The 19,270-nt window shown below is 62.8% G+C and carries 20 protein-coding genes and 2 pseudogenes; 9 read left to right on the forward strand and 13 right to left on the reverse strand.

Annotated elements, in window-relative coordinates; genetic code table 11:
- Positions 1 to 22: 22 nt before the first annotated feature.
- Genes M653_RS0122480 through M653_RS0122505 form a run of 6 tightly spaced genes read left to right on the forward strand, consistent with a single transcriptional unit; the run spans position 23 to position 5,111 of the window.
- Positions 23 to 778, forward strand: coding sequence for an ABC transporter permease subunit (locus tag M653_RS0122480; RefSeq protein WP_027145364.1), 756 nt, complete (start codon positions 23 to 25; stop codon positions 776 to 778).
- Positions 778 to 1,464 carry an ATP-binding cassette domain-containing protein gene (locus tag M653_RS01000000133250; RefSeq protein WP_051442772.1) on the forward strand — a complete coding sequence of 229 codons (687 nt, stop codon included), beginning with the start codon at positions 778 to 780 and terminating at the stop codon, positions 1,462 to 1,464. Before M653_RS0122480 ends, M653_RS01000000133250 begins: the two co-directional genes overlap by 1 nt.
- On the forward strand, positions 1,461 to 2,636 hold the full coding sequence (locus M653_RS0122490; RefSeq protein ID WP_027145365.1) for an ABC transporter substrate-binding protein: 1,176 nt from the start codon (positions 1,461 to 1,463) through the stop codon (positions 2,634 to 2,636). The genes M653_RS01000000133250 and M653_RS0122490 overlap by 4 nt, the downstream gene beginning before the upstream one ends.
- Positions 2,624 to 3,586: a PQQ-dependent catabolism-associated beta-propeller protein gene (locus M653_RS0122495; protein ID WP_027145366.1), complete on the forward strand. Its 963-nt coding sequence runs from the start codon at positions 2,624 to 2,626 to the stop codon at positions 3,584 to 3,586. Before M653_RS0122490 ends, M653_RS0122495 begins: the two co-directional genes overlap by 13 nt.
- Entirely contained in the window at positions 3,583 to 4,308 is a 726-nt protein-coding gene (locus M653_RS0122500) for an ATP-binding cassette domain-containing protein (RefSeq protein WP_027145367.1), read from the forward strand. The genes M653_RS0122495 and M653_RS0122500 overlap by 4 nt, the downstream gene beginning before the upstream one ends.
- A complete protein-coding gene (locus tag M653_RS0122505; protein ID WP_027145368.1) occupies positions 4,305 to 5,111 on the forward strand; it encodes an ABC transporter permease in 807 nt (268 codons plus the stop codon). Before M653_RS0122500 ends, M653_RS0122505 begins: the two co-directional genes overlap by 4 nt.
- Here the strand turns inward: M653_RS0122505 and M653_RS0122510 are convergent, their stop codons facing one another.
- From M653_RS0122510 to M653_RS0122560, 11 genes are all read right to left on the reverse strand, one after another.
- On the reverse strand, positions 5,112 to 5,528 hold the full coding sequence (locus M653_RS0122510; RefSeq protein WP_051442773.1) for a c-type cytochrome: 417 nt from the start codon (positions 5,526 to 5,528) through the stop codon (positions 5,112 to 5,114). It abuts the gene before it with no gap.
- A complete protein-coding gene (locus M653_RS0122515) occupies positions 5,509 to 6,387 on the reverse strand; it encodes a cytochrome c oxidase assembly protein (protein ID WP_027145370.1) in 879 nt (292 codons plus the stop codon). The genes M653_RS0122510 and M653_RS0122515 overlap by 20 nt, the downstream gene beginning before the upstream one ends.
- Entirely contained in the window at positions 6,384 to 6,725 is a 342-nt protein-coding gene (locus tag M653_RS0122520) for a hypothetical protein (RefSeq protein WP_027145371.1), read from the reverse strand. Before M653_RS0122520 ends, M653_RS0122515 begins: the two co-directional genes overlap by 4 nt.
- The gene (locus M653_RS0122525; protein WP_027145372.1) at positions 6,725 to 7,330 is read right to left on the reverse strand and encodes a cytochrome c oxidase subunit III; all 606 of its coding nucleotides are present in this window, start codon (positions 7,328 to 7,330) and stop codon (positions 6,725 to 6,727) included. Before M653_RS0122525 ends, M653_RS0122520 begins: the two co-directional genes overlap by 1 nt.
- Positions 7,327 to 9,300: a cytochrome c oxidase subunit I gene (gene ctaD, locus M653_RS0122530; protein ID WP_027145373.1), complete on the reverse strand. Its 1,974-nt coding sequence runs from the start codon at positions 9,298 to 9,300 to the stop codon at positions 7,327 to 7,329. Before ctaD ends, M653_RS0122525 begins: the two co-directional genes overlap by 4 nt.
- Positions 9,297 to 10,310, reverse strand: coding sequence for a cytochrome c oxidase subunit II (coxB, locus tag M653_RS0122535; protein ID WP_027145374.1), 1,014 nt, complete (start codon positions 10,308 to 10,310; stop codon positions 9,297 to 9,299). Before coxB ends, ctaD begins: the two co-directional genes overlap by 4 nt.
- On the reverse strand, positions 10,307 to 10,840 hold the full coding sequence (locus tag M653_RS0122540; protein ID WP_027145375.1) for a c-type cytochrome: 534 nt from the start codon (positions 10,838 to 10,840) through the stop codon (positions 10,307 to 10,309). Before M653_RS0122540 ends, coxB begins: the two co-directional genes overlap by 4 nt.
- The gene (locus M653_RS0122545) at positions 10,837 to 11,628 is read right to left on the reverse strand and encodes a substrate-binding domain-containing protein (protein WP_245262275.1); all 792 of its coding nucleotides are present in this window, start codon (positions 11,626 to 11,628) and stop codon (positions 10,837 to 10,839) included. Before M653_RS0122545 ends, M653_RS0122540 begins: the two co-directional genes overlap by 4 nt.
- A gap of 28 nt (positions 11,629 to 11,656) precedes the next feature.
- Complete coding sequence (locus M653_RS0122550) at positions 11,657 to 13,408, reverse strand: methanol/ethanol family PQQ-dependent dehydrogenase (protein WP_280940116.1); 1,752 nt, start codon at positions 13,406 to 13,408, stop codon at positions 11,657 to 11,659.
- Positions 13,409 to 13,530: 122 nt separating this feature from the next.
- Entirely contained in the window at positions 13,531 to 14,313 is a 783-nt protein-coding gene (locus tag M653_RS0122555) for a heme-binding protein (RefSeq protein WP_027145378.1), read from the reverse strand.
- 624 nt (positions 14,314 to 14,937) lie between these two features.
- Positions 14,938 to 15,165, reverse strand: a complete 228-nt coding sequence (locus M653_RS0122560; protein ID WP_027145379.1) for a hypothetical protein — start codon at positions 15,163 to 15,165, stop codon at positions 14,938 to 14,940.
- Positions 15,166 to 15,554: 389 nt separating this feature from the next.
- Between M653_RS0122560 and M653_RS01000000133255 the strand changes: the two genes are divergently transcribed.
- A complete protein-coding gene (locus M653_RS01000000133255) occupies positions 15,555 to 16,451 on the forward strand; it encodes an SIR2 family protein (RefSeq protein WP_032935799.1) in 897 nt (298 codons plus the stop codon).
- A gap of 133 nt (positions 16,452 to 16,584) precedes the next feature.
- Here the strand turns inward: M653_RS01000000133255 and M653_RS01000000133260 are convergent.
- Positions 16,585 to 16,806, reverse strand: a pseudogene (locus tag M653_RS01000000133260) (metallophosphoesterase family protein); the annotation flags it as partial.
- 67 nt (positions 16,807 to 16,873) lie between these two features.
- Here M653_RS01000000133260 and M653_RS0122575 point away from each other — a divergent pair.
- Together M653_RS0122575 and M653_RS0122580 are read left to right on the forward strand one after the other, a co-directional pair.
- Positions 16,874 to 17,347, forward strand: coding sequence for a YidB family protein (locus tag M653_RS0122575; protein ID WP_027145380.1), 474 nt, complete (start codon positions 16,874 to 16,876; stop codon positions 17,345 to 17,347).
- A 4-nt stretch (positions 17,348 to 17,351) separates the two neighbouring features.
- Positions 17,352 to 17,810: a DUF4112 domain-containing protein gene (locus M653_RS0122580; RefSeq protein WP_027145381.1), complete on the forward strand. Its 459-nt coding sequence runs from the start codon at positions 17,352 to 17,354 to the stop codon at positions 17,808 to 17,810.
- Between the two features lie 640 nt (positions 17,811 to 18,450).
- Here M653_RS0122580 and M653_RS1000000134655 read toward each other — a convergent pair.
- Positions 18,451 to 19,270, reverse strand: a pseudogene (locus M653_RS1000000134655) (histidine kinase dimerization/phosphoacceptor domain -containing protein); the annotation flags it as partial.

The raw sequence follows: 19,270 nt of genomic DNA on the forward strand, positions 1-19,270 counted from the left end.
GACCGCATCCATGAGCAACAGCTTGGCCGCTTCCGCCAATGCCCAGCGATGGCAGAGCGTCGCGGCGCTGCTTGGTATGCTTCTGATCTGGCAGGCGGCGGCATGGGTGGTGGCCAGCCGGCTGTTGCCAAGCCCTTTTGAGGTCACCACCGTCCTCCTTCAAGAGGCGCTGCAGGGCGAACTCGCTTTTCACCTCGGCGTCTCGTTGACGCGGGTGATTGTGAGCCTTTCCGTCGCGATCGTGGTCGGCTCCGCGCTTGGCTATGCCGCCGGCCGCTCGCGTGATGCTGATCTTTGGTTGAAGCCATGGATCGTTCTGCTGCTCAACGTGCCGGCGCTGGTGACCGTCATCCTCATCTATGTCTGGCTCGGTCTGGTCGAGACCGCGCTTGTGTTCGCGGTCGCGCTAAACAAGATCCCCAATGTGGTAGTGACCATTCGCGAGGGCGCCAGCCGGCTGGACAAGGACCTCACGGAAATGGCCGAGGTCTATCGTTTCAGCGGCACGAGGTCGCTGCGCTACATCGTACTCCCGCAATTGGCACCGTTTTTCCTCGTCACCCTGCGCAACGGACTGGCATTGACCTGGAAGATCGTGCTGCTCGCCGAATTGCTTGGCCGCTCCAACGGGATTGGATTCCAGCTGCAGATCTATTTCCAGAACTTCGACGTGTCCCACATCCTGGCCTATGCCATAAGCTTCGGAGTGGTGATGCTGGCCATCGAGTACGGCCTGCTCGGGCCTCTGGAACGCCGACTTGGCGTGTGGCGGCGTTGATGCTGACCATCAGGATAGAGATGAAGACCTTCGCTATTCCTGGCCAGCGCCAGGGTAGGACCGTGTTCCGGGACTTCGCTCTCGATGTGCCGCACGGCCAGGTCTGTGTGATCGCTGGGCCCTCGGGAGTTGGCAAATCGACGCTGCTCTCGATCGTCGCAGGCACCGACCGCGAATTCCGCGGCGTGGTGGACGGACGCGCGCTTCCTGTCGGGATGATGTTCCAGACACCGCGTCTGCTCCCTTGGCTGACCGTGTTGCGCAATGTCGAACTCGTGAGCCCCGGGCGGGAGCAGGAGGCATCGAGGTGGGTTGCCGCCGTAGGCCTTGAGGATCACGCAAACGAATATCCGCAGCGTCTCTCCGGAGGCATGGCCCGGCGCGTGGCGCTCGCCCGCGCGCTTGCCGTCGAGCCCGCCCTGTTGCTGCTCGACGAACCTTTCGCTTCGCTCGACGAGGCGACGGCGAACACGATGAGCCTCCTGCTGCGTGAAGTTTTCAATACCCGGCCGCCCATCGCGCTTATTGTCACGCACAATTTGGCCCAGGTCTCGTCGCTGGCCGACCGCTTCGTCGTTCTGGAAGGCTCGCCGGCAGTTATCGTGCGCGATGTCGGGATTGCCCGGGGTGGCGGACCGGCTTCACGGCGTGGCCCGGCCAGCTTGCAGGCAGGCGGAGCGGAATGAGACTGGTGCTGGCGATCGTGCTGCTCCTGTTGGCCGCTGCCCCCGGCTCCGCCGCACCGCAGACCATGGTGGTCGGCTATATCGGCCAGGAGCGCACGCCACCCCTGCCTTTAGGACCGCTTGACCAGCCCGTCAGCGATGACGGCCTGCAGGGGGCTCGGCTGGGCATCGCCGATGACGGCGGCACCGGCCGCTTCCTCGGCCAGCACTTCCAGCTCGAAGAACGCGTGCTGAAGCCAGGCGAAGCGCCCACCGAAGCAATCGCCAGCCTTGCCGCGAGCGGCGTCACTTTCGTCGTGGCCGACCTCGATGCGGCCACGCTGAACCAGGCTCTCGCAGCACCCGGAGCAGACAAGATGCTGTTGTTCAACAGCCGTGCGCCGGACGATGCGCTCCGCCAGCAGCACTGCCGCAAGAACCTCCTGCATACCGTTCCAAGTCGCGCCATGCTCGCCGACGGCCTGGCGCAATATCTCATCTGGAAGCGTTGGCAGCACTGGTTCCTGCTGGTCGGCCCGCATCCTGCTGACGAGGCGCTGGCTGCAGCATTGCGCCGCGCGGCGACACACTTCGGCGCCGAGATCGTCGTCGACAAGCCTTGGACGTTCCGGCCTGCCAATGGTCGTGCGGACACGGGACATGTCACGCTTCAGACCGAGATACCGGCCGCCACCCAGGTCGGCGATTACGACGTGCTGGTCGTCGCCGACGAGGCGGACGAGTTCGGCGCCTATCTCGAGGGCCGAACTGCGCTACCACGGCCGGTCGCCGGAACGCAGGGGATCGTGGCGACCGGCTGGAGCGCGGTCAACGAGGAATGGGGCGCAACGCAACTTCAAGACCGGTTCCGCAAGCAGGCCGGGCGCTGGATGACGGCTTACGACTACGCCGGTTGGCTCGCCGTGCGCAGCGTCGGAGAAGCGGCAACACGCCTGCGCAGCCTCGATGCTTCGGCGATCACGGCATATTTGCGCAGTGACGACTTCCTTCTCGCCGGCTTCAAGGGGCAGGGGCTCAGCTTCCGGTCATGGGACGGCCAGATGCGGCAGCCCATCCTGATAGCGGGGCCGCGGCTGCTCGTCTCCAGCTCACCGCAACCCGGTTTCCTGCATCAGCGCACGCCCCTCGACACGCTGGGCATCGACCTCGAGGAGAGCGCATGCAGGTCGTGATCCCAATCCTGCTGTCGGTGTTGATTATCGCCGGACCTGCCGCAGCGGAGACGATCTACGTATCGAACGAGCAGGACAACACAGTGGCGGTGGTAGAGGGCGCCAGCATGAGCCTCTCCACGGCCATCAACGTCGGAAGGCGCCCGCGCGGCATGGCGCTTTCGGTCGACAGGAAGCTGCTCTTCGTGGCTGTGGGCGACGACAACCGGATCGACATTGTCGATCTCGCCAAACGGCAGGTGACCGGCCAGCTCCCCTCAGGAGTCGATCCGGAATTTTTTGTCGTGCATCCTGACGGCAAACGCCTGTTCGTCGCCAATGAGAATGACAATCTGGTCTCAGTCGTCGATATCGCGTCCGCCAAGGTGATCGGTACCGTTGACGTCGGGGTCGAACCCGAGGGTATGGCGGTCAGTGCCGACGGCCATTACGTTGCCTGCACCTCGGAGACCACCAGCATGGTGCACCTCATCGACGCTGGCACGCTCGACCTCGTAGACAACCTCCTGGTCGACACCCGTCCCCGCGCGGCGTCGTTCTCGCCGGATGGGAAGCAGCTTTGGGTGTCTTCCGAAATACGCGGAACCGTGACGGTCTTCGACACCACGTCTCGTGCTGAGGCTGGCAAGGTCCAGTTCGAGGTTCCCGGTATCCGCCGCGAGGGCGTCCAGGCGGTAGGCATCGAAATGACGCGCGACGGCGCCACTGCCTATGTGGCGCTTGGTCCGGCCAACCGGATTGCCGAAGTCGATACCAGGACGCTGGCCGTGCGCCGCCTTTACCTCGTCGGCCAGCGCCCGTGGCATGTGGCGCTGTCGGATGACCAGAAGCGCCTGGTAAGCGCCAATGGCAATTCCGGGGACATCTCGTTCATCGATCTTGAAGACGAGGCGGTGGTGAAGTCGGTGCCGGTGGGACGCGGCCCCTGGGGAGTGGTGATCGGCCCATGAAGGCGCTGTCACTCGAAGGTCTCGGACACAGCTTCGGACAGCGGCGGGTTCTCGAAGCCGTGTCGTTCTCGGTCGCGGAAGGCAGAATGTGCATACTGCTCGGACGCAACGGCGCCGGCAAGACGACGTTGTTCTCGCTGGTCACCGGCCTCTATCATGCCCGATCCGGCCAGATCGATGTGTTCGGCCACTCCATGCGGGCCGATCCGGCCGCCGCACTTGCCCAGATGGGTGTTGTCTTCCAGCAGCAGACGCTCGACCTCGATCTCACCGCCGCCGAAAATCTGCGCTATCACGGCGCCCTGCACGGGCTGGCGGCCGGCATCTGCGAAACGAGGTTGCGCGAAGAACTCGAACGGCTGGAGGTCCTTGACCGGTGCGACGAGCCGGTCCGTTCACTTTCGGGCGGTCAGCGGCGACGTGTCGAAATCGCGCGCGCCCTGATGCATCGGCCCCGCATCCTGCTGCTCGACGAGCCGACGACCGGGCTCGACGTGCCTGGGCGCCGGGCGATCGAGCAGCATGTGCGCGCGCTCTGCCGGGAACGAGGTATTGCCGTTCTCTGGGCAACGCATTTCCTGGAAGAGGTGTCGGCCGACGACGACCTGGTGGTGCTGCATAAGGGCAGGCTGCGTTGGGCTGGCGGGGCCGGCCGCGTCGCGGCGGATCTTGCGGTCGCCAGCATGGCCGATGCTTTCGATGTGCTGACGGAGGCGGCATGAAAAGGCGTCACGCGCTGCGGGCCCTTACAGGCATACTGCGCCGGGAGATGTTGCGAACGCTGCGGCAGCGCGGCCGGCTGCTCTCGGCGATCATACGGCCGTTGGTCTGGCTCGCCATCTTCGCCGCCGGGTTCCGCTCGGTGCTTGGCCTGTCGATCACGCCGCCCTACCAGACCTACGTGCTCTACGAAGTCTATGTCGTCCCCGGACTGGCGGCCATGATGCTGCTCTTCCATGCCATGGCAAGTTCGCTGGCCATGGTCTACGACCGCGAGATGGGCAGCATGCGCCTGTTGCTGACGGCACCGCTTCCGCGCTGGTACCTGCTTGCCGCGCGGCTGCTTGCGAGCGTCATCGTCAGTCTGCCGCTGGTCTATCTGTTCCTGCTGATCGCGCGCTATTGGGACGTGCGCCCCCCAGTTCTAGGCTATCTGGCCATGTTTCCGGCGCTCGTCCTGTCCGGCCTGATGCTCGGCGCGTTTGGGTTGCTGGTTTCGTCGATCTCGACGCAGATGGAGAACTTCGCCGGCGTGATGAACTTCGTCATCTTCCCGACCTTCTTCGCCTCGACGGCTCTCTATCCGATATGGCGACTCGCCGAGGCGGGGCCGGTGCTGGCAATGATCGCCGCATGGAACCCGTTCAGTTCGGCGGTCGAGCTGATACGCTTCGCCCTCTATCTGCGCTTCGATCCCGTTTCGGCGCTCGTCGTTCTCGCTTGCCTCGTCGGGTTTTTCCTTGCGGCAGTGGTCGGCTATGACCCCGGTCGTGGCTTGTGGTCCCGGCGCGGCGGCGAAGGCTAATCATCTGAGGGCATAAAGATAGGCGGCGATATCGCGCGCCTGCTGCTGCGTAATCCTTGTCGATGGCATCGCCGTGTGCGGATTGATCTCCCTGGCCTCTCGTATCCAGCGGATCAGGTTCTCCGGATTGTTAGCCAGCACCCCGCCGATAAAGACCCGGTCGGCAAGGCTGGAATCGAGGCTCGGACCAACCTGGCCTTGTGCCCCCGGCACGCCGGGGATTGTATGGCACCCCGAGCAGCCATTCGCGGTCATGATCGGAATGGCGCGCGCGCCCACGCCACCGGTCGCAACCTCCGATTCGTGGCGAACACGATCACGCCGGTCCGACCACAAGGTCGCCCCGGCGACGGCGGCGATCAGCAGCAGGATGGCGGCGAGCGCGCCGCCGGTCATCTTAGCCAGGCCGGAGCCCATGGGTGGCCTCCCTGAGTCCGCTCTTGCTTATCCAAAGGCCGGCGAGCAGCAAGGCGGCTCCGCCATAGATCAGGCCAGCCGGAACCCACATCACCAAGCCGGCGAGCTGCTGGTCGTCGATCGGGGTCAGTCCCCAGAGCGCCGCGCCAGCGGCATTCTGCGGATACCAGAGTTTGGGCGACAACAGCAGCAGCACGCCAAGCAGACCGGTGTGCAGCGAGGTGAAGAAGAGATGCATGATCGCGCTGCCATAGGCCTGCTGGCGGCCGGAACGCGGCAGAATCACCCACCAGAACAGCAGGGCTGTGCCGAGGAAGCTCGCATGCTGGGCATAGTGCAGGACGCCCTGCTGAAGCGCTGCCTCGAACAGGACGGGGACGTGCCAGATCCAGATCGCGATACCGTGGATGGCGGTTGCGTTGAGCGGACGGCTGGCAACGGCCCAGACCGCCTGGAGAAACTTCCCGTGCGTGAGCATTCCCGTTCCTCGGCGGAATGCCGCCGGCAATGCCCATATCAAGGCTGCGCCGGGGCAGGCGGCGACAAGGAGCGGCGCCGCCACCGCCATCAGCAGTTCATGCTCGATCATGTGGGCGGCAAACACCCGTTCGCCAAGCGCATGGATCGGGCTGACCAGCGCTCCCGTCAGAAAGCCCCAGCCGGCGGCGAACAACAGAGCTTGTCGCGTCCGCTCGGGGCGGCCCCGGCTGCTGCGGCGCCACAGCCGGCTCGCTCCGATCGCATAGATCAGCGCGATTGTGGCCAGAGGGAGCGTGATGGGAAACGCAAGTGTCCATCCCGCTTCGGGCGCGCCGGCGCCATAGCAGATCGATGTTGAGAGGAAAGCCTCGAAGCTCATCGCAGGCACTCGTCAAGGATGAGCGCGGCGCTCCCCTGCATGACGATGACGAGGGCAAAAAGCAAAGCCGCAAGAATGCCGAGATCGGCGACGAATTGTTCGGTGCTGCGCGTGCGCTCCGGTTTGAAAGCCGCGCCCCCCTGCCGCTTTGCCCGCCAAGAAAGCATGCCGCCGAGAAGCGAAAGCAAGGCAAGCAGCAGTGCGATCGGCAGCACGACCGGGACCTGGCGATTGCATTGCCAGGGAACAAGCGCGTAATTCAGCTGCGTCGAAATTGCCCAAGCCGAGGGCCCCGACAGAAGGCCACCCCAGGACGTTCCCAATCGCAGCGCGCGCATCAGCCTAGCCTCGGTACCCAGTAGATGAGCAGGTAGATCGGGATCCAGGTGAGCACCACGAAATCCCAGTAGAAGACATTATCGCCTACGTCGCCGAAGCGCCGGCCGCTGTAGCCATGGCGTGTGAACATCAGCACCGTCAGCACGATCGTGTCGCCGACATCGGTGATCAGGTGGGTGGTGTGCAGTCCAAGCAGCACCCAAAGCATCGAGCCGTACGCGTTCGTGTCCCAATAGATATTCAGCGCCGGGAACTCGAACCAGCGCACCACGAGCGGGGCGAGACCGAACAGCGACATCACCACCATGCCGATCCGCACCGGTACAATGGCGCAACGCTCGGCGTAGCGATTGAGAATGTGGTTCGGCACCAGGCTGGCGATCAGCAGGAGGGTGACGATCGTTCCCGGCCAATGGTTAGGCTCCGGGGCGCTCAGACGCCAGTTGGGCCACGACATTGCCAGGTAGAGATAGGCGCCGGCCGCCAGCGCGAAGCCCGTCCCCTCCAGCGCCATGAAGCCGAGCGTGCCCCACCAGGTCGGGCTGCGCGGACCATGTCCAAAGGTGGGAAGCCCGGAAAGGTCGGCGACGGGTCGCTGGTTCATTCCTCGTCCTCCGGATCGCCTTTGGGCCAGAACCAGCCGACCAGCGTGACCGCGATCGGCACGGCGCCCCACACGACCGCCCACGGCGTGAAGATCGAGTAGAGGAAAGTGCCGCCCACGGCGATCGCCGCAAGCAGGGGCCAGATTGACGGCGTCGCCGATTTCTCGCGGATGTCGGGATGGGCTTCCGCCACCGTCGAGATGAGCAACTCGCGCACGTCGACGCGCAGGCCGGTTGCGACGGGAAGCGCGTCTCGTTCGGCCCACAGCGGCTCAACGTTTGTCACGATCGGGATGCGTGTGAAATTATAGCTTGGAGGCGGCGAGGACGTTGCCCATTCCAGGGTGCCGGCATCCCAGGGATTGTCCCCGGCCGGTACGCCTTTCAATACGCCGTGCAGGAGGTTGAAAGTGAACAGCACGAAGCTCAGGAAGAACAGCACCGCGCCGGCGCTGATGAGCAGGTTGATGTTGCCCCAGCCAAGCTCCGCCGGATAGGTGTAGACCCGGCGCGGCATTCCCCACAGGCCGACCAGATGCATCGGGAAGAAAGCCACGTTGAAGCCGATGAAGGCCAGCCAGAAATGCCAGCGTCCGAGACGTTCGCTCATCATGCGGCCGGTGATCTTGGGGAACCAGAAATAGGCCGCGCCCAGCAGCGGGAATACCGATCCGCCGATCAGCACGTAATGGAAGTGGGCGACGACGAAATAGGTGTCGTGCACCTGCAGGTCGAGCGGCACCGAGGCGAGCATGACGCCGGTGAGCCCGCCGATGACGAAGATGAAGAAGAAGCCGAAGACGAACAGCAGCGGCGTGCGGATCACCGGTCTGCCATCCCACAAAGTCGCCAGCCAGCAGAAGATCTGCAGGCCATTGGGTATGGCGATCAGCATGCTGGACGCCGTGAAGAAGCTCGCCCCCAACTTCGGCAATCCCGTCGCAAACATATGGTGCACCCAGAGGCCGAACGACAGGAAACCGACCGCGATCAAGGACAGGACCAGCCCGAGATGCCCGAACGCCGGTCGCCGGGCAAAAGCGGGAATGATCGAGGAGACCATGCCTGTCGCCGGCAGGAAGATGATGTAGACCTCGGGATGGCCGAAGAACCAGAACAGATGCTGGAACAGCAGGGCGTCGCCGCCCTCCGCCGGATTGAAAATGTGGGTTCCGACAAGCCGGTCGAGAATGAGGAAGGTCGAGGTGATCATGACTGCCGGCATCGCGAAGACCACGACGAACGAAGTGACCAGCAGTGCCCACACATAAAGCGGTATCTTGTCCAGCGACATGCCGGGTGCGCGTTGCTTGAACACGGTCACGATGGTGGCGACGGCGACCGCAAGCGAGGACACTTCGGTATAGGTGATCATTTGCGCCCAGACATCGGCGCGCTTGCCGGGAGAGAATTCGGGACCGGACAAAGGCACATAGGCGAACCAGCCGACGTCCGGTGCCATGTTGAGGAGGAATGAAACCCAGGCAAAGACGCCGCCCGAAAGATAGACCCAATAGCCGAATGCATTGAGCCGCGGGAAGGCGATGTTGCGGGTGCCGACCATCAGCGGCACCAGATAGATTCCCGTTGCCTGCACGATAGGCACGGCGAACAGGAACATCATGGTGACGCCATGCATCGTGAACAGCTGGTTGTAGAGGTCCGGCCCGATCAGCCCACGCTGCGGCCCTGAGAGTTGGATTCGCATGGCGACCGCGTTCAGTCCGCCAAGGCATAGGAAGATGAAGGCCGTGATCAGATAGCGCCTTGCGATCACCTTGTGATCGACGCTCGACAGAGCGCCGATGATGCCGGGCGGCGTGCGCCATGCCCGCGCCAGCCAGCGGTGCAGGCTGGCGTCGTCCATGCCGGTATCACGCGGTCCGTCATGCTCGGGAGCAACGTCGCCTTCGGTGGCGGTCTCCCGTTGCGGCAGGTCGCGTTCGCTCGTCAGATCCGCGCTGCTCATTTCAGACCCTCGAGATAGGCGACGATGGCGTTGAGTTCGTCGCCGTTGAGCTCCACCACCGGCATGTGGGAGCCGGGCTTCACGCCTTGCGGATCCGCTATCCAGGCCGCCAGATTGCCGCGGCTCATCATCAAGGTACCGGCAGCGATGGTTTGCCGGCTGGCTACATGCGTGAGATCAGGCGCGACGGTTCCTCCCGCTGGAGTGCCGCCGATCCTGTGGCACATCACGCAGGGGCGCTTGAGGAACAGGTCCGCGCCATTTTTGGCCTCCCCGTTCGTCGGGGGCCCAGCCGGCTGCAACTGGTCGTTCCACCAGGCGTCGAACTTTGCCCGCGGCTCGGCGATGATAAAGGTGCCCATATTAGCATGCTGCGCACCGCAGAACTCGGCGCACTGGCCGCGATAGACGCCGGGCTTGTCGGCCCTGATATCAAGTACATTGATATGACCGGGGATGAGGTCGAGCTTGCCGGCCAAACTCGGGATCCAGAACGAGTGGATAACATCGGTCGAGGTCAGCAGAAGCCGCACGGGCTCCCCGGCGGGAATGTGGATCTCGTTAGCCGTGGTCAGGATGCGGCTCGGCGTGGCATCTTCGTAGCGCACCTCCCACCACCATTGGTGGCCGGTGACGCGGATGGTGAGCGCAGCGTCCGAGCCGATCGCCGCCAGCGTCCTGTTGGCGAAGAAGCTCAGCAAGGTCAGCCCGACCACGATCGCGGCAGTCAGCCCGACGGCGATCACGATGACCCGCAACTTGCGATGGTCGGCGCCCGCGTCGAGCGCGAGCGGCTCGGAACGTGTGCGAGGCCGCATCAACAGCGGCGCGGCAAGCGCGATCATCACCAGGACCCAGATCACTGCGCAAAGCGCGGTGAAAAACCAAATGAGCCATGCCAGCTCACTGGCAGCGGGACCTTTCGGATCGAGCGCTGATTGCCATCCCGAGCATCCCTGCAGAAACAAGACGCAGGCCGTGCCGAACCCGGTCGACGCAAGGCGTTTCACGGTGATTTCCCCAGTGTGGCGGCATCGGGCAGGCGGTTTTCCGACGGATGTGGCATCATGTCGTCATTGCGCTGCGGGGCGGCGGACGAGGGCGCATTGCCGCTCAGCGAGCGGACAAAGGCGGCAAGCTCCCAAATCTGGTCATCGGGGATCTTGTCGCGGAAGCTCGGCATGCCTTTTGGCCGACCATCGCGGATCGTAGCGTGGATGCTTTCGATCGAGCTGCCGTAAAGCCACTTCTGGTCCATCAAAGCCGGCCCCATGCCGCCGCCGCCATTGGCATGACAGCCTGAACAGTTGAACCAGCTGAACAGCCGCTTGCCTTCGCTGAGGTGGAAGGCGTTGGCCTCGAAACTCGCCGCCTTGTTATCGCTGGCGGAAGCCCGCTGTCCGCCGGGTTCCAATGTCGTCACAGGCGTCGGCTGCTCGCCCGATCCGAGCGAATTTTGCGGGCGCGTGTCCCGCTCCTCGCGCTGGCATGCCGCAAGCGTCAGGAGCGCAAACAGGAGCATGGCGGTGCCCGGCCTCATCGCACTGGCCCCCCCGAGCCGTCGAGCCGCGGCACGCCATATTGCGACAGCAATGCGTCGATCTCGGCCTTGTGCCTGGCCAGCGCGCTATTCACATCGCCACGTAGCGCATCGTCCTCGCGCCTAACGCCCATCGAGATGTCGTAGATCATGGGCAACTGCGGTCCGTCGATGCGAGGCGTGACCGGCGTGATGCGCAGCGGCACTTTCTGCTTCTGGGCGAAGTAGCCGGCGAGCGGGCCCCAGACGACGGCAAGATCGATCTCGCCGGTCGCCACCGCTTCAACGATGCGCGCTGGGGGGTTGGGTGCGGAGTAGTCGCCATAGACCGGGTAGCCGACGAGGTGCCCGACGATGCCACGGCGGCCAAGCGCCTGAACGGGGGGCGAATTGGCCCCGTCGTCGCCGATGAGTTGCACGCCGATCCGCATAGCGCGCAGTTGCGGATCGTTGAAGGACGCCACATCCGGACCGTCCTGGCGGGTGACGAAAACATAGGATGAGCGATAATAGGGTGTGGTGGTGCGCAGCATTTCGAGGTTGGCGGGCGTGCCTGGTACGAGATCGCAAAGGCCGGCTTTCAGCGTGTTGCGCACGAAGCCGCGGCGCTGCGCCCACCAGGTGTAGGTCAGCTTGGCACCGAGATCGGCGGCCACGATCTCAACGATCCTGTTCTCGAAACCCTGACCGGCCGCGTTGGAAAATGGCATGTTGTTCGGATCAGCGCAGACCCTCAGTTCACGGGCATTGGCTCCCACCGGCAAGAACAGCAAGGCGAGCGCGGCCATGCCGAGCGCCAGGCGCGCGGCCAAGTGTTCAGGGCAGCCGGAACACATAAAGCGTGCCTCCCGCCGTTGTGGCCTCCTTGAGGTCCTTCATCGCGTTGACGAAACCGAGCGCGGCGGTGGCGTCGCGCGGATCGAGATCGCCCGATACGATCGCGCCGGCCCAGCCGCCGACACCCGACAGGATCGCTACATATTGACGTCCGTCGGGACCGCGATATGTGATGGGCTGGCCAATGATGCCGGACGCCGTCTTGAACTGCCAAAGCAGATCGCCAGTCTTGGCGCTGACCGCCTTGAACCAACCTTCCATTGTCCCGTAGAAGACGACATCGCCGGCCGTCACGACCGCGCCGCTCCACACCGGGAAGTTCTCCTTGAGGCTCCAGGCGGGCTTCTGCGCAGCGATGTCCCAGGCGGTGAAGGCGCCCCGGTTGCCACCGGGCCCAGGGATCATGCGCACGTTCATGCCGACATAGGGGGTGCCGGCGATGTAGTTCACCTCGACGCCTTCTTCGTCCATGCACAGATTGTTATGCGGAATATAGAGCAGCCCGGTCTTCGGCGAGAAGGCGGAAGGCTGCCAGTCCTTGAGCCCCGACGCGGTTGGGCAGATGTCGCGGACGACTTTGCCGGTCCCGGTCTTCTTGTCCGGGTTTTCGATCAGACGGCCGCTCTTGAGATCGACACCCTTGCTGGAATTGACAGGGCCGAAAGGTTTCGCGGACAGCACTTCGCCCGTGGTCCGGTCGAGGATGTAGAGGTAGCCGTTGCGCTCAGGCCGGACCAGCACCTTGCGCGGCTTGCCCTGCCAGTTCATGTCGAGCAGGACCTGCTCGTTGATCCCATCATAGTCGTGGAGGTCGTGCGGGCTCCACTGATAGAACCATTTCGCCGCGCCGGTATCGGGATCGCGGGCGAAGATGCCTGACGTCCATTTGTTGTCACCGGGCCGCAGATCGGGGTTCCACGGTCCAGGATTGCCGGTGCCGTGGAAGATCAGGTTGAGATCCGGATCGTAGGAAATCCAGCCCCACATGTTACCGCCACCGATCTTCCAGGCCTCCGGCGGCCATGTCGTGACGCCAAGGTCCTTGCCCTTGTCCATGTCGTAATGCGGCTTGAAGTCCGGGCCGATGAGCACGTCCTTGTCCGGCCCGGTACCGTAGGCCGTCCAGACGACGTGACCGTCGCCGGCGTCGAGCGCCTTGACCCAGCCGCGGACGCCCATCTCGCCGCCTGAATTGCCGACCAGCACTTTGCCTTTCACCACCAAGGGCGCCATGGTGATGGTCTCGCCGATGTTGATGTTGCCGATATGGGCGTTCCAGATCGGCTGACCGGTGTTCGCGTCGAGCGCTATGGTGTGCCCGTCCAGTGTGTTGAAGAAGATGCGTCCGTCCGCGAAAGCGGCGCCGCGATTGACGACATCGCAACAGGCAACGCCTTGCGCCGCGGGTTCCGGATTGGGTTCGAACTTCCATTTCATCGGCGCACCCGGCTTGGTGAGATCGAGCGCGTAGACGATGTTGGGGAAGGGACTCACGATGTACATCGTGCCGCCGACGACCAAGGGCGCCGCTTCCTGGCCCTTATTGACGCCAGTCGAGAAGGTGAAGGCCACCTGCAGGTCCTTGGCATTGCCTTCGTTGATTTCCGTGAGCTCGCTGTAGCGGGTCGACGCGTAGTTCTTGGCGGGCATCGTCCATTGCCCGTCGTCAGGTGGCGCGGCGGAAGGCGGCGGCGAGATCGCCGGCGTTGACGGAGCTTCCGAAGCGGCCATCAGTAAGGGAGTGGAAGCCAGCAGCAGCGTCGCAAAGATGCTCGCAAGACGTTTTCTCGGTGCCGCCGAGCGGTTGGCGCATACCGCGACAACGCAGGGCGCGACAGGTTGGGCTGTTCGCTTCATTTCGGCGTCGAGCCTCCGACGCCAGAACCAAGTTCGGCCGCGACATCGGCCTCATGCCCGGCACAAAGCGGGTGGCCCCACCCGGAGGCGCTTTTGCCACCGGGATCGAGGTCATAGATAATGGCATCCTTACGATTGGGATTGACGCCCGCCGGAACTTTGTCGAGGCCGAGCGCCGCGCGAACGCGCCAGGCGACATTGTGGTCGGCGCAGGAGGAATCGCCACTGACGCCAAGTGCACCGACGATCGTTTTGCCGTCGTATAGAGCCAGGCCTCCGCCAAAAACGACAATGCCGCCGATCGGCTTGCCTAGCAGCGGATCTTGGGCGCTACCGAAAGTCTTGGCATCGCCGGCATAGGCTGCCACCTGGTTGACGGGGTTGGTGGCCTGCAGCCCGAACAGCGGGCCACCCGGCTGCACCCCTGCATAGAGGTTCGCGGTCGAGAGCGCCATGTTCGCCAAGCTGAGCCCATTGGCTGTATTCGCCTTCTCGGCGGCGATGAGCCGGCTGCCCGGCCATTGCGCATCGACGGCAGGTCCACTGAAGGCGACGGCGCAGACCGTCCCGTCGCGGGCGACGACGGCCGCCCATTCATTGGTCTCGAAGCCGCCATTCGCCGGGCCCCCGCTTGCCTTGACATTGGCCTTCAAGGCTGCGAGCAGCTTCTCGTGGTCGGCTGGACACGGCGCTTGGGCTCGCGCAGGGTTTTGTGTCAGCCCGACAATCGTCAGGATCAAGAGGCACAGAGCTGGTAAGGGAAACTGGCGACGGTCCATGGCTCCTCGAAACACCTTCTACATGGGAGCTGATCTACATGGGAGCTGATCCGCTCTTGGGCACCGAACGAACAAGGAGCTGCTTTGTTCCTGATGCGTGGAGCGACAGTAGGCGCGCGAAGCAGCCGGGGCTGGCCTGCCTTTGAGTGGTCTGCCAATGCAGGTGCCCTCAGCGCTCTTGGTGAGAGCATATCTTTCCTCTTCTGCAGCGCGCCAGTGACCGGAAGGGCCGGCTTGACCGCCGGACTCTGATGATCGCAGCCAGGGAACAAGCAAAACTGCCCTGCGTTGGATAGCCAATGGAGCAGCTTCGATCAGATTTGGCGGCGATGGCTCAGCCTGGCTACTGGTTGGCCGTCGTGCTTTTGTTGATCCCTTACGCAGTGGGCGTGTTCTTGCTGGTCAGGACCTGCCACTGCCTTTGACTTGGTCAGCCGGCCTTGAATTGCTGAGCGCCACGGCAACAGGGCAGCCGCGCTATTGACCGAATTGGCACAGACCCTGTTCGTATTCGCGTGACGGGCGGCGTGGGGTCTTCTTGACGAGCTATCCGCATCACGAAGAGCCACCTCACTCTCTGTCACATCGTGCGGATTTGTCGAGGTAACCTGCGTCCTGCTGGCGCTATGCCGCCTGTGCAGGCTCATTGAGGTCGAAATCGACAATCTGGCCTCGGCTGACCGCAGCTCTTGCAATGAGCGTGGCCAGTTCATAGTCAGAAGCGAGGCAACCCCGGAAAACTGTGCGTATCGCGACGACGGCCGCCGATACCGAAAGCGGCCAAGATTTGCCTCTCCTGCACTCAATATAGTGCTGGATGAGATAGTCCAGATCGCGGTGCTTTTGGCTCATAGCAGCCTCCTTTCCTCGCGAATGTACAGGAACAGAACTCGCCCGCACTTAGATTTGTTAATGGCTATGAATTTTTGCCCAGGAATAATCAGCCAAGGTGCTCGGCCACGGACAAGCTCGATCCTCTGATCGGAACCTCACATCTCTGCTGGCTTCCGGGTTGTGCCTTCAGCGCGACGTAATCGCCCCACTACTCAAGGCACGGCTGCCCTGCTCCAACAGACGAGACGCGACGGCCCCGACCGCAAGTTTCGGACCGCACCGTGGGAACACAGCGTCGCTCTGCTGGTTTGGTCACGAACGATGACAGTGATCCGAAAGAGAATGTCAATGCGTTCTGCCACGGCTGCAAGTGCTTGGAGCGCCTCATCCAGCATCGGCTCCTGTCTATGACCGATGGGCTCGCATCACTGGCAAAAGCGATCGGCCGCGGTAGCGCGATCCTGTTTGTCGGAGCGGGTGTGTCGATCAGCGTTGGGCTTCCGTCCTGGGAAAAGCTGATCGAGCAGATGGCAAAAGAACTTGGCATCGATGAGGAGTTTTCGATGCGGCGCGACCGTTTTCAAACTCTGGCCGAGTACTATCGGATAAGGCACGGCAGCATCGGACCACTGCGCAGCTGGATGGACAGAAACTGGTCGGTCGCCAGGGACCGCATTGAGACATCGGAGTTGCATCGCCTCATTGTGATGCTCAATTTCCCCATTATCTATACCACGAACTACGACCGTAACCTGGAACTGGCTTTCGAAATATACGGTCAGCGATACGTCAAAGTGGCCAATGCACGCGATGTAGCGCAAGCCCGGCAGGGGGTCACCCACATCGTGAAATTCCATGGCGACTTCGACGATGATTCGTCGCTTGTCCTGACCGAAACGGACTACCTCGATCGGCTTTCCTTTAATTCCCCACTCGATGTGCGGTTTCGTGCCGATGCACTTGGCAGCACGATCCTCTTCATAGGCTATAGCCTTTCCGACCCGAACATCCGGTTGCTGTTGCACCGCCTTTGGCAAACCTGGCATCGATCCGGCTATGAAAAAGATCGTCCTCCCTCGTTCATTTTCATGGCGAGCCGAAACCCCGTGGAGGAGGCGGTGCTTGGACACTGGGGCATTTCGGCGGTCGTCGGCGAGGTCGATGATCCGCAGACTGCCCTGGTGAACTTTCTCAGGCAGCTGGTGGAGGCGGTCGGGGAGGAGGCGAAATTTGGACGGGCGGACCCCGGTGGAACGATGTCCGCCCGGCAGGCGAATGGAGCCACCGGCTCGGGGGGAAGTTAGGCGGCCCTCTTGAACGAGCCGCGAGAGGCAGAGAATTCCGTCCGAAATTTCAACATCAATTTCGGTCCGCAGCATCCACCAAGAGACAGTCGGATATAGGCGCGGACGTATATTAAGTGTGCGCTGAATTGGTTCAGCCGCTTACTAAGCTCCGCATCGAGAGCTGTATGCTGTCCCGAGTAATGTCGACCGTGGCAAGGGTGACGGGCAGCTTGAACCGTCGTGGGCCAGCACTGCCCGGATTCAAATAAAGCACGCCATCCACTGTCTCCATCCTCGGCACATGCGAGTGACCGGACACGACCAAATCGATGCCCTGGACAACTGGATCGATCTGCAGCGTCTTGAGATCATAGCTGGCCAATTGCGGAACCTTTGGCAGCGCGCGACCTTTTCCATAGTCGAGACCAGAGGAGGAACGAGTGGCAAATCTTGGAAGACTTGCGATCGCTATGCTGGGAGTCCTGGCTTATCAAAACCGCGACAAGATCGCAGAGATGATCCGTGGGGCGGGAGAGCGCGATCCAAACAATCCGCAAGGTGGGATTTTGGACCAGGTGTCCAAGGGCGTTTCCGGCACCGCGCTCGGCGATCTTCTCGACCGTTTTAGAAATGCAGGTGCAGGCGCGAAAGTGGACTCTTGGGTTGGCACCGGGCCGAACGAGCCGATCGAGCCTCACGAGGTGGAAAGGGCCATTGACGTGCAGACGCTGGAAGCTCTTTCGAGGCAGACTGGCCTTTCGCGCGAGGAGCTGATTGCGAGGATCACGAGGGATCTGCCGGATGCCATTAACCAGATGACCCCAAACGGCAACCTGCCAGCTGATCACCAAACGAATGCCTCGGGCGAGCCGACGCTGCTCGATGACGTGCCTTCCCGGCCGACGCAAAGCTAATCAGATGGCGGAGGCGGACTTGAAAGGGGCAGTGCGCTATCGCGGAGATCGGATCAAGCGAGCAAGGCCAGCCGCCAAGCTATGGACAAGCGAGCAGCCTATTGTGGATCGTCAGACTGCGAATGCAATTGCTGAGCTCGACTTGTTGGCCGTTCTGCTTGATTCACGATGGCGCCTCCCGGGAACGCCAATTCGGTTTGGATTGGATGCCTTAGTGGGCCTAGTGCCAGTACTGGGGGATGCAGCAACCGGGTTGGTCTCGGCCTACATTGTCCTGCGAGCCCGCAAGTGCGGCGCCGGAAACCTGTTGGTGGCCCGAATGCTGGGGAACGTGCTGTTTGATACTGTGGTGGGAAGTGTGCCCATTCTCGGATCGATCTTCGACGTGTACTATAAGGCGAACAATCGCAACATCCGATTGCTTCGCCGCCACCTAATCCGGAAGGTTGCGCGCAACAGCTAAACCGTAATTCGTCATCGGTGAAGCACATAGATGGCGTAAGAGATATTGCCGAAGAAAAAGGGCAATTCTGCGCCGGAACCCGGATAGCCGCTCGCGACCCCACCAGAACGACCCAAGCCAGATCAGGACCCTGACCACCAGACTGTAGGCCTGGAGATGGTCGGCGGGGCTGAAGATCATGAGCGCTCCGCACAGCGCCAGCCGAAACAGCATGTAAGATTGCCGTCCCGACTATCTCTGGTCGCATATCGGTTGAGAAAGACCCGGATATAGAGAGAAAACGCGATCCGAGCGGGAGCTGCGATCGTGTCGTCCCAGTGCGACCCGCCGCCAAGCACGAACCCTGCCGGGCCATCACAGGGCGTCGAAGTGGGCCGTCCTTGAAACCCAGTCTTGGTCATCCCGTTGTCGCCGGTTTTGGCGGAGGAGACCAAGTCCAACGTTAGACCATCAAATTCTATCCCGGCTTCCTGGCGGACCGGGAGCGCCCACGAACCCCGCAGGCGCGGATGCTGGGCTGGAGGAAGAGCGGAAAGCCAAGGCCTGTTGCGAGCCTTCCGCCGGCTCGCAACCTTGCTGCGGATAGGTTACGCCAGGCTGGCCGGTCCAGCGTGGGTGAAGCGCCATTTCAGTATCCAGTCTAGGCCGCGGCGGCAGCGCGCTTGAACACGATTGTGACCGGGTGCCTTCGTCAGCGCTGGAGGTCACATGGAACTCCGCCTTGGCGTTCTCGCTCAGCGACTGTGCAATGAGCGCGCCGAGCTTGCCTCGCTTGGGCCAGCTTTCGCCGTCCGGCAACCCGATCCCATCATCGGCAACGACGACGCGGCAGCCATCCCCGTTTACGACGCTGTGCAGGGTGATCGTCCCACTGTCGCGCCCGCGAAATGCATGCTTGAGCGCATTGGTCATTGGTCAGCAGTTCGTTGACCACCAAGCCAGTGGGCATGGCAACGTTGACCGAGACCGGATAGGTGTCCACTTTCATGTCGAGGCGATGCCCTCGACAGCATGCGAGGCCATTACGGCGGACGCGATCTGGCTGAGATAAACGCCGAGATCGACCTCTTCCTTGTGCTCCTCGCCCGACAGGGTCTGATAAAGGATGGCCAGGCGTCGACGCGGCCGGCCAGTCTTTCGAAGCGGTTGCGGTCCGGCTCGGTCGCATTGCGCGTTTCGAGGCGGATCAGGGCGGTGATCATCTGCAGATTGTTCTTCACCCGGTGCTGCAATTCCCGCAACAGCGTGTCCTTCTCGCGAACGCGCTCTTCGATCGAGCGCGCATCTTCGGTCTCGCCATGGGCCGAGACGTCGACCAGAGCCACCAGCCGGAAGCAGGCTCTGCCATTGTCATCCTCNATGACGTTGGAATAGACGTCGACGATTGCAGGCTTGTCCTCGGCCCGCTCCAGTCGGAAGGTACCGACGAAATCGGTTTCGTCGACCACCGCACTTGATAG

The organism is Mesorhizobium sp. WSM3626 (assembly GCF_000513935.1).
In the GTDB taxonomy this organism is placed as follows: Bacteria; Pseudomonadota; Alphaproteobacteria; order Rhizobiales; family Rhizobiaceae; genus Mesorhizobium; species Mesorhizobium salmacidum.

Bases quoted from the DNA above. Each gene is read 5' to 3' on its own strand.
- M653_RS01000000133250 (WP_051442772.1), top strand. From the start codon at position 778: ATGCTGACCATCAGGATAGAGATGAAGACCTTCGCTATTCCTGGCCAG.
- M653_RS0122490 (WP_027145365.1), top strand. From the start codon at position 1,461: ATGAGACTGGTGCTGGCGATCGTGCTGCTCCTGTTGGCCGCTGCCCCC.
- M653_RS0122495 (WP_027145366.1), top strand. From the start codon at position 2,624: ATGCAGGTCGTGATCCCAATCCTGCTGTCGGTGTTGATTATCGCCGGA.
- M653_RS0122500 (WP_027145367.1), top strand. From the start codon at position 3,583: ATGAAGGCGCTGTCACTCGAAGGTCTCGGACACAGCTTCGGACAGCGG.
- M653_RS0122505 (WP_027145368.1), top strand. From the start codon at position 4,305: ATGAAAAGGCGTCACGCGCTGCGGGCCCTTACAGGCATACTGCGCCGG.
- M653_RS0122510 (WP_051442773.1), bottom strand. From the start codon at position 5,528: ATGGGCTCCGGCCTGGCTAAGATGACCGGCGGCGCGCTCGCCGCCATC.
- M653_RS0122515 (WP_027145370.1), bottom strand. From the start codon at position 6,387: ATGAGCTTCGAGGCTTTCCTCTCAACATCGATCTGCTATGGCGCCGGC.
- M653_RS0122520 (WP_027145371.1), bottom strand. From the start codon at position 6,725: ATGCGCGCGCTGCGATTGGGAACGTCCTGGGGTGGCCTTCTGTCGGGG.
- M653_RS0122525 (WP_027145372.1), bottom strand. From the start codon at position 7,330: ATGAACCAGCGACCCGTCGCCGACCTTTCCGGGCTTCCCACCTTTGGA.
- ctaD (WP_027145373.1), bottom strand. From the start codon at position 9,300: ATGAGCAGCGCGGATCTGACGAGCGAACGCGACCTGCCGCAACGGGAG.
- M653_RS0122540 (WP_027145375.1), bottom strand. From the start codon at position 10,840: ATGAGGCCGGGCACCGCCATGCTCCTGTTTGCGCTCCTGACGCTTGCG.
- M653_RS0122545 (WP_245262275.1), bottom strand. From the start codon at position 11,628: ATGGCCGCGCTCGCCTTGCTGTTCTTGCCGGTGGGAGCCAATGCCCGT.
- M653_RS0122550 (WP_280940116.1), bottom strand. From the start codon at position 13,408: ATGGCCGCTTCGGAAGCTCCGTCAACGCCGGCGATCTCGCCGCCGCCT.
- M653_RS0122555 (WP_027145378.1), bottom strand. From the start codon at position 14,313: ATGGACCGTCGCCAGTTTCCCTTACCAGCTCTGTGCCTCTTGATCCTG.
- M653_RS0122560 (WP_027145379.1), bottom strand. From the start codon at position 15,165: ATGAGCCAAAAGCACCGCGATCTGGACTATCTCATCCAGCACTATATT.
- M653_RS01000000133255 (WP_032935799.1), top strand. From the start codon at position 15,555: ATGACCGATGGGCTCGCATCACTGGCAAAAGCGATCGGCCGCGGTAGC.
- M653_RS0122580 (WP_027145381.1), top strand. From the start codon at position 17,352: ATGGCGGAGGCGGACTTGAAAGGGGCAGTGCGCTATCGCGGAGATCGG.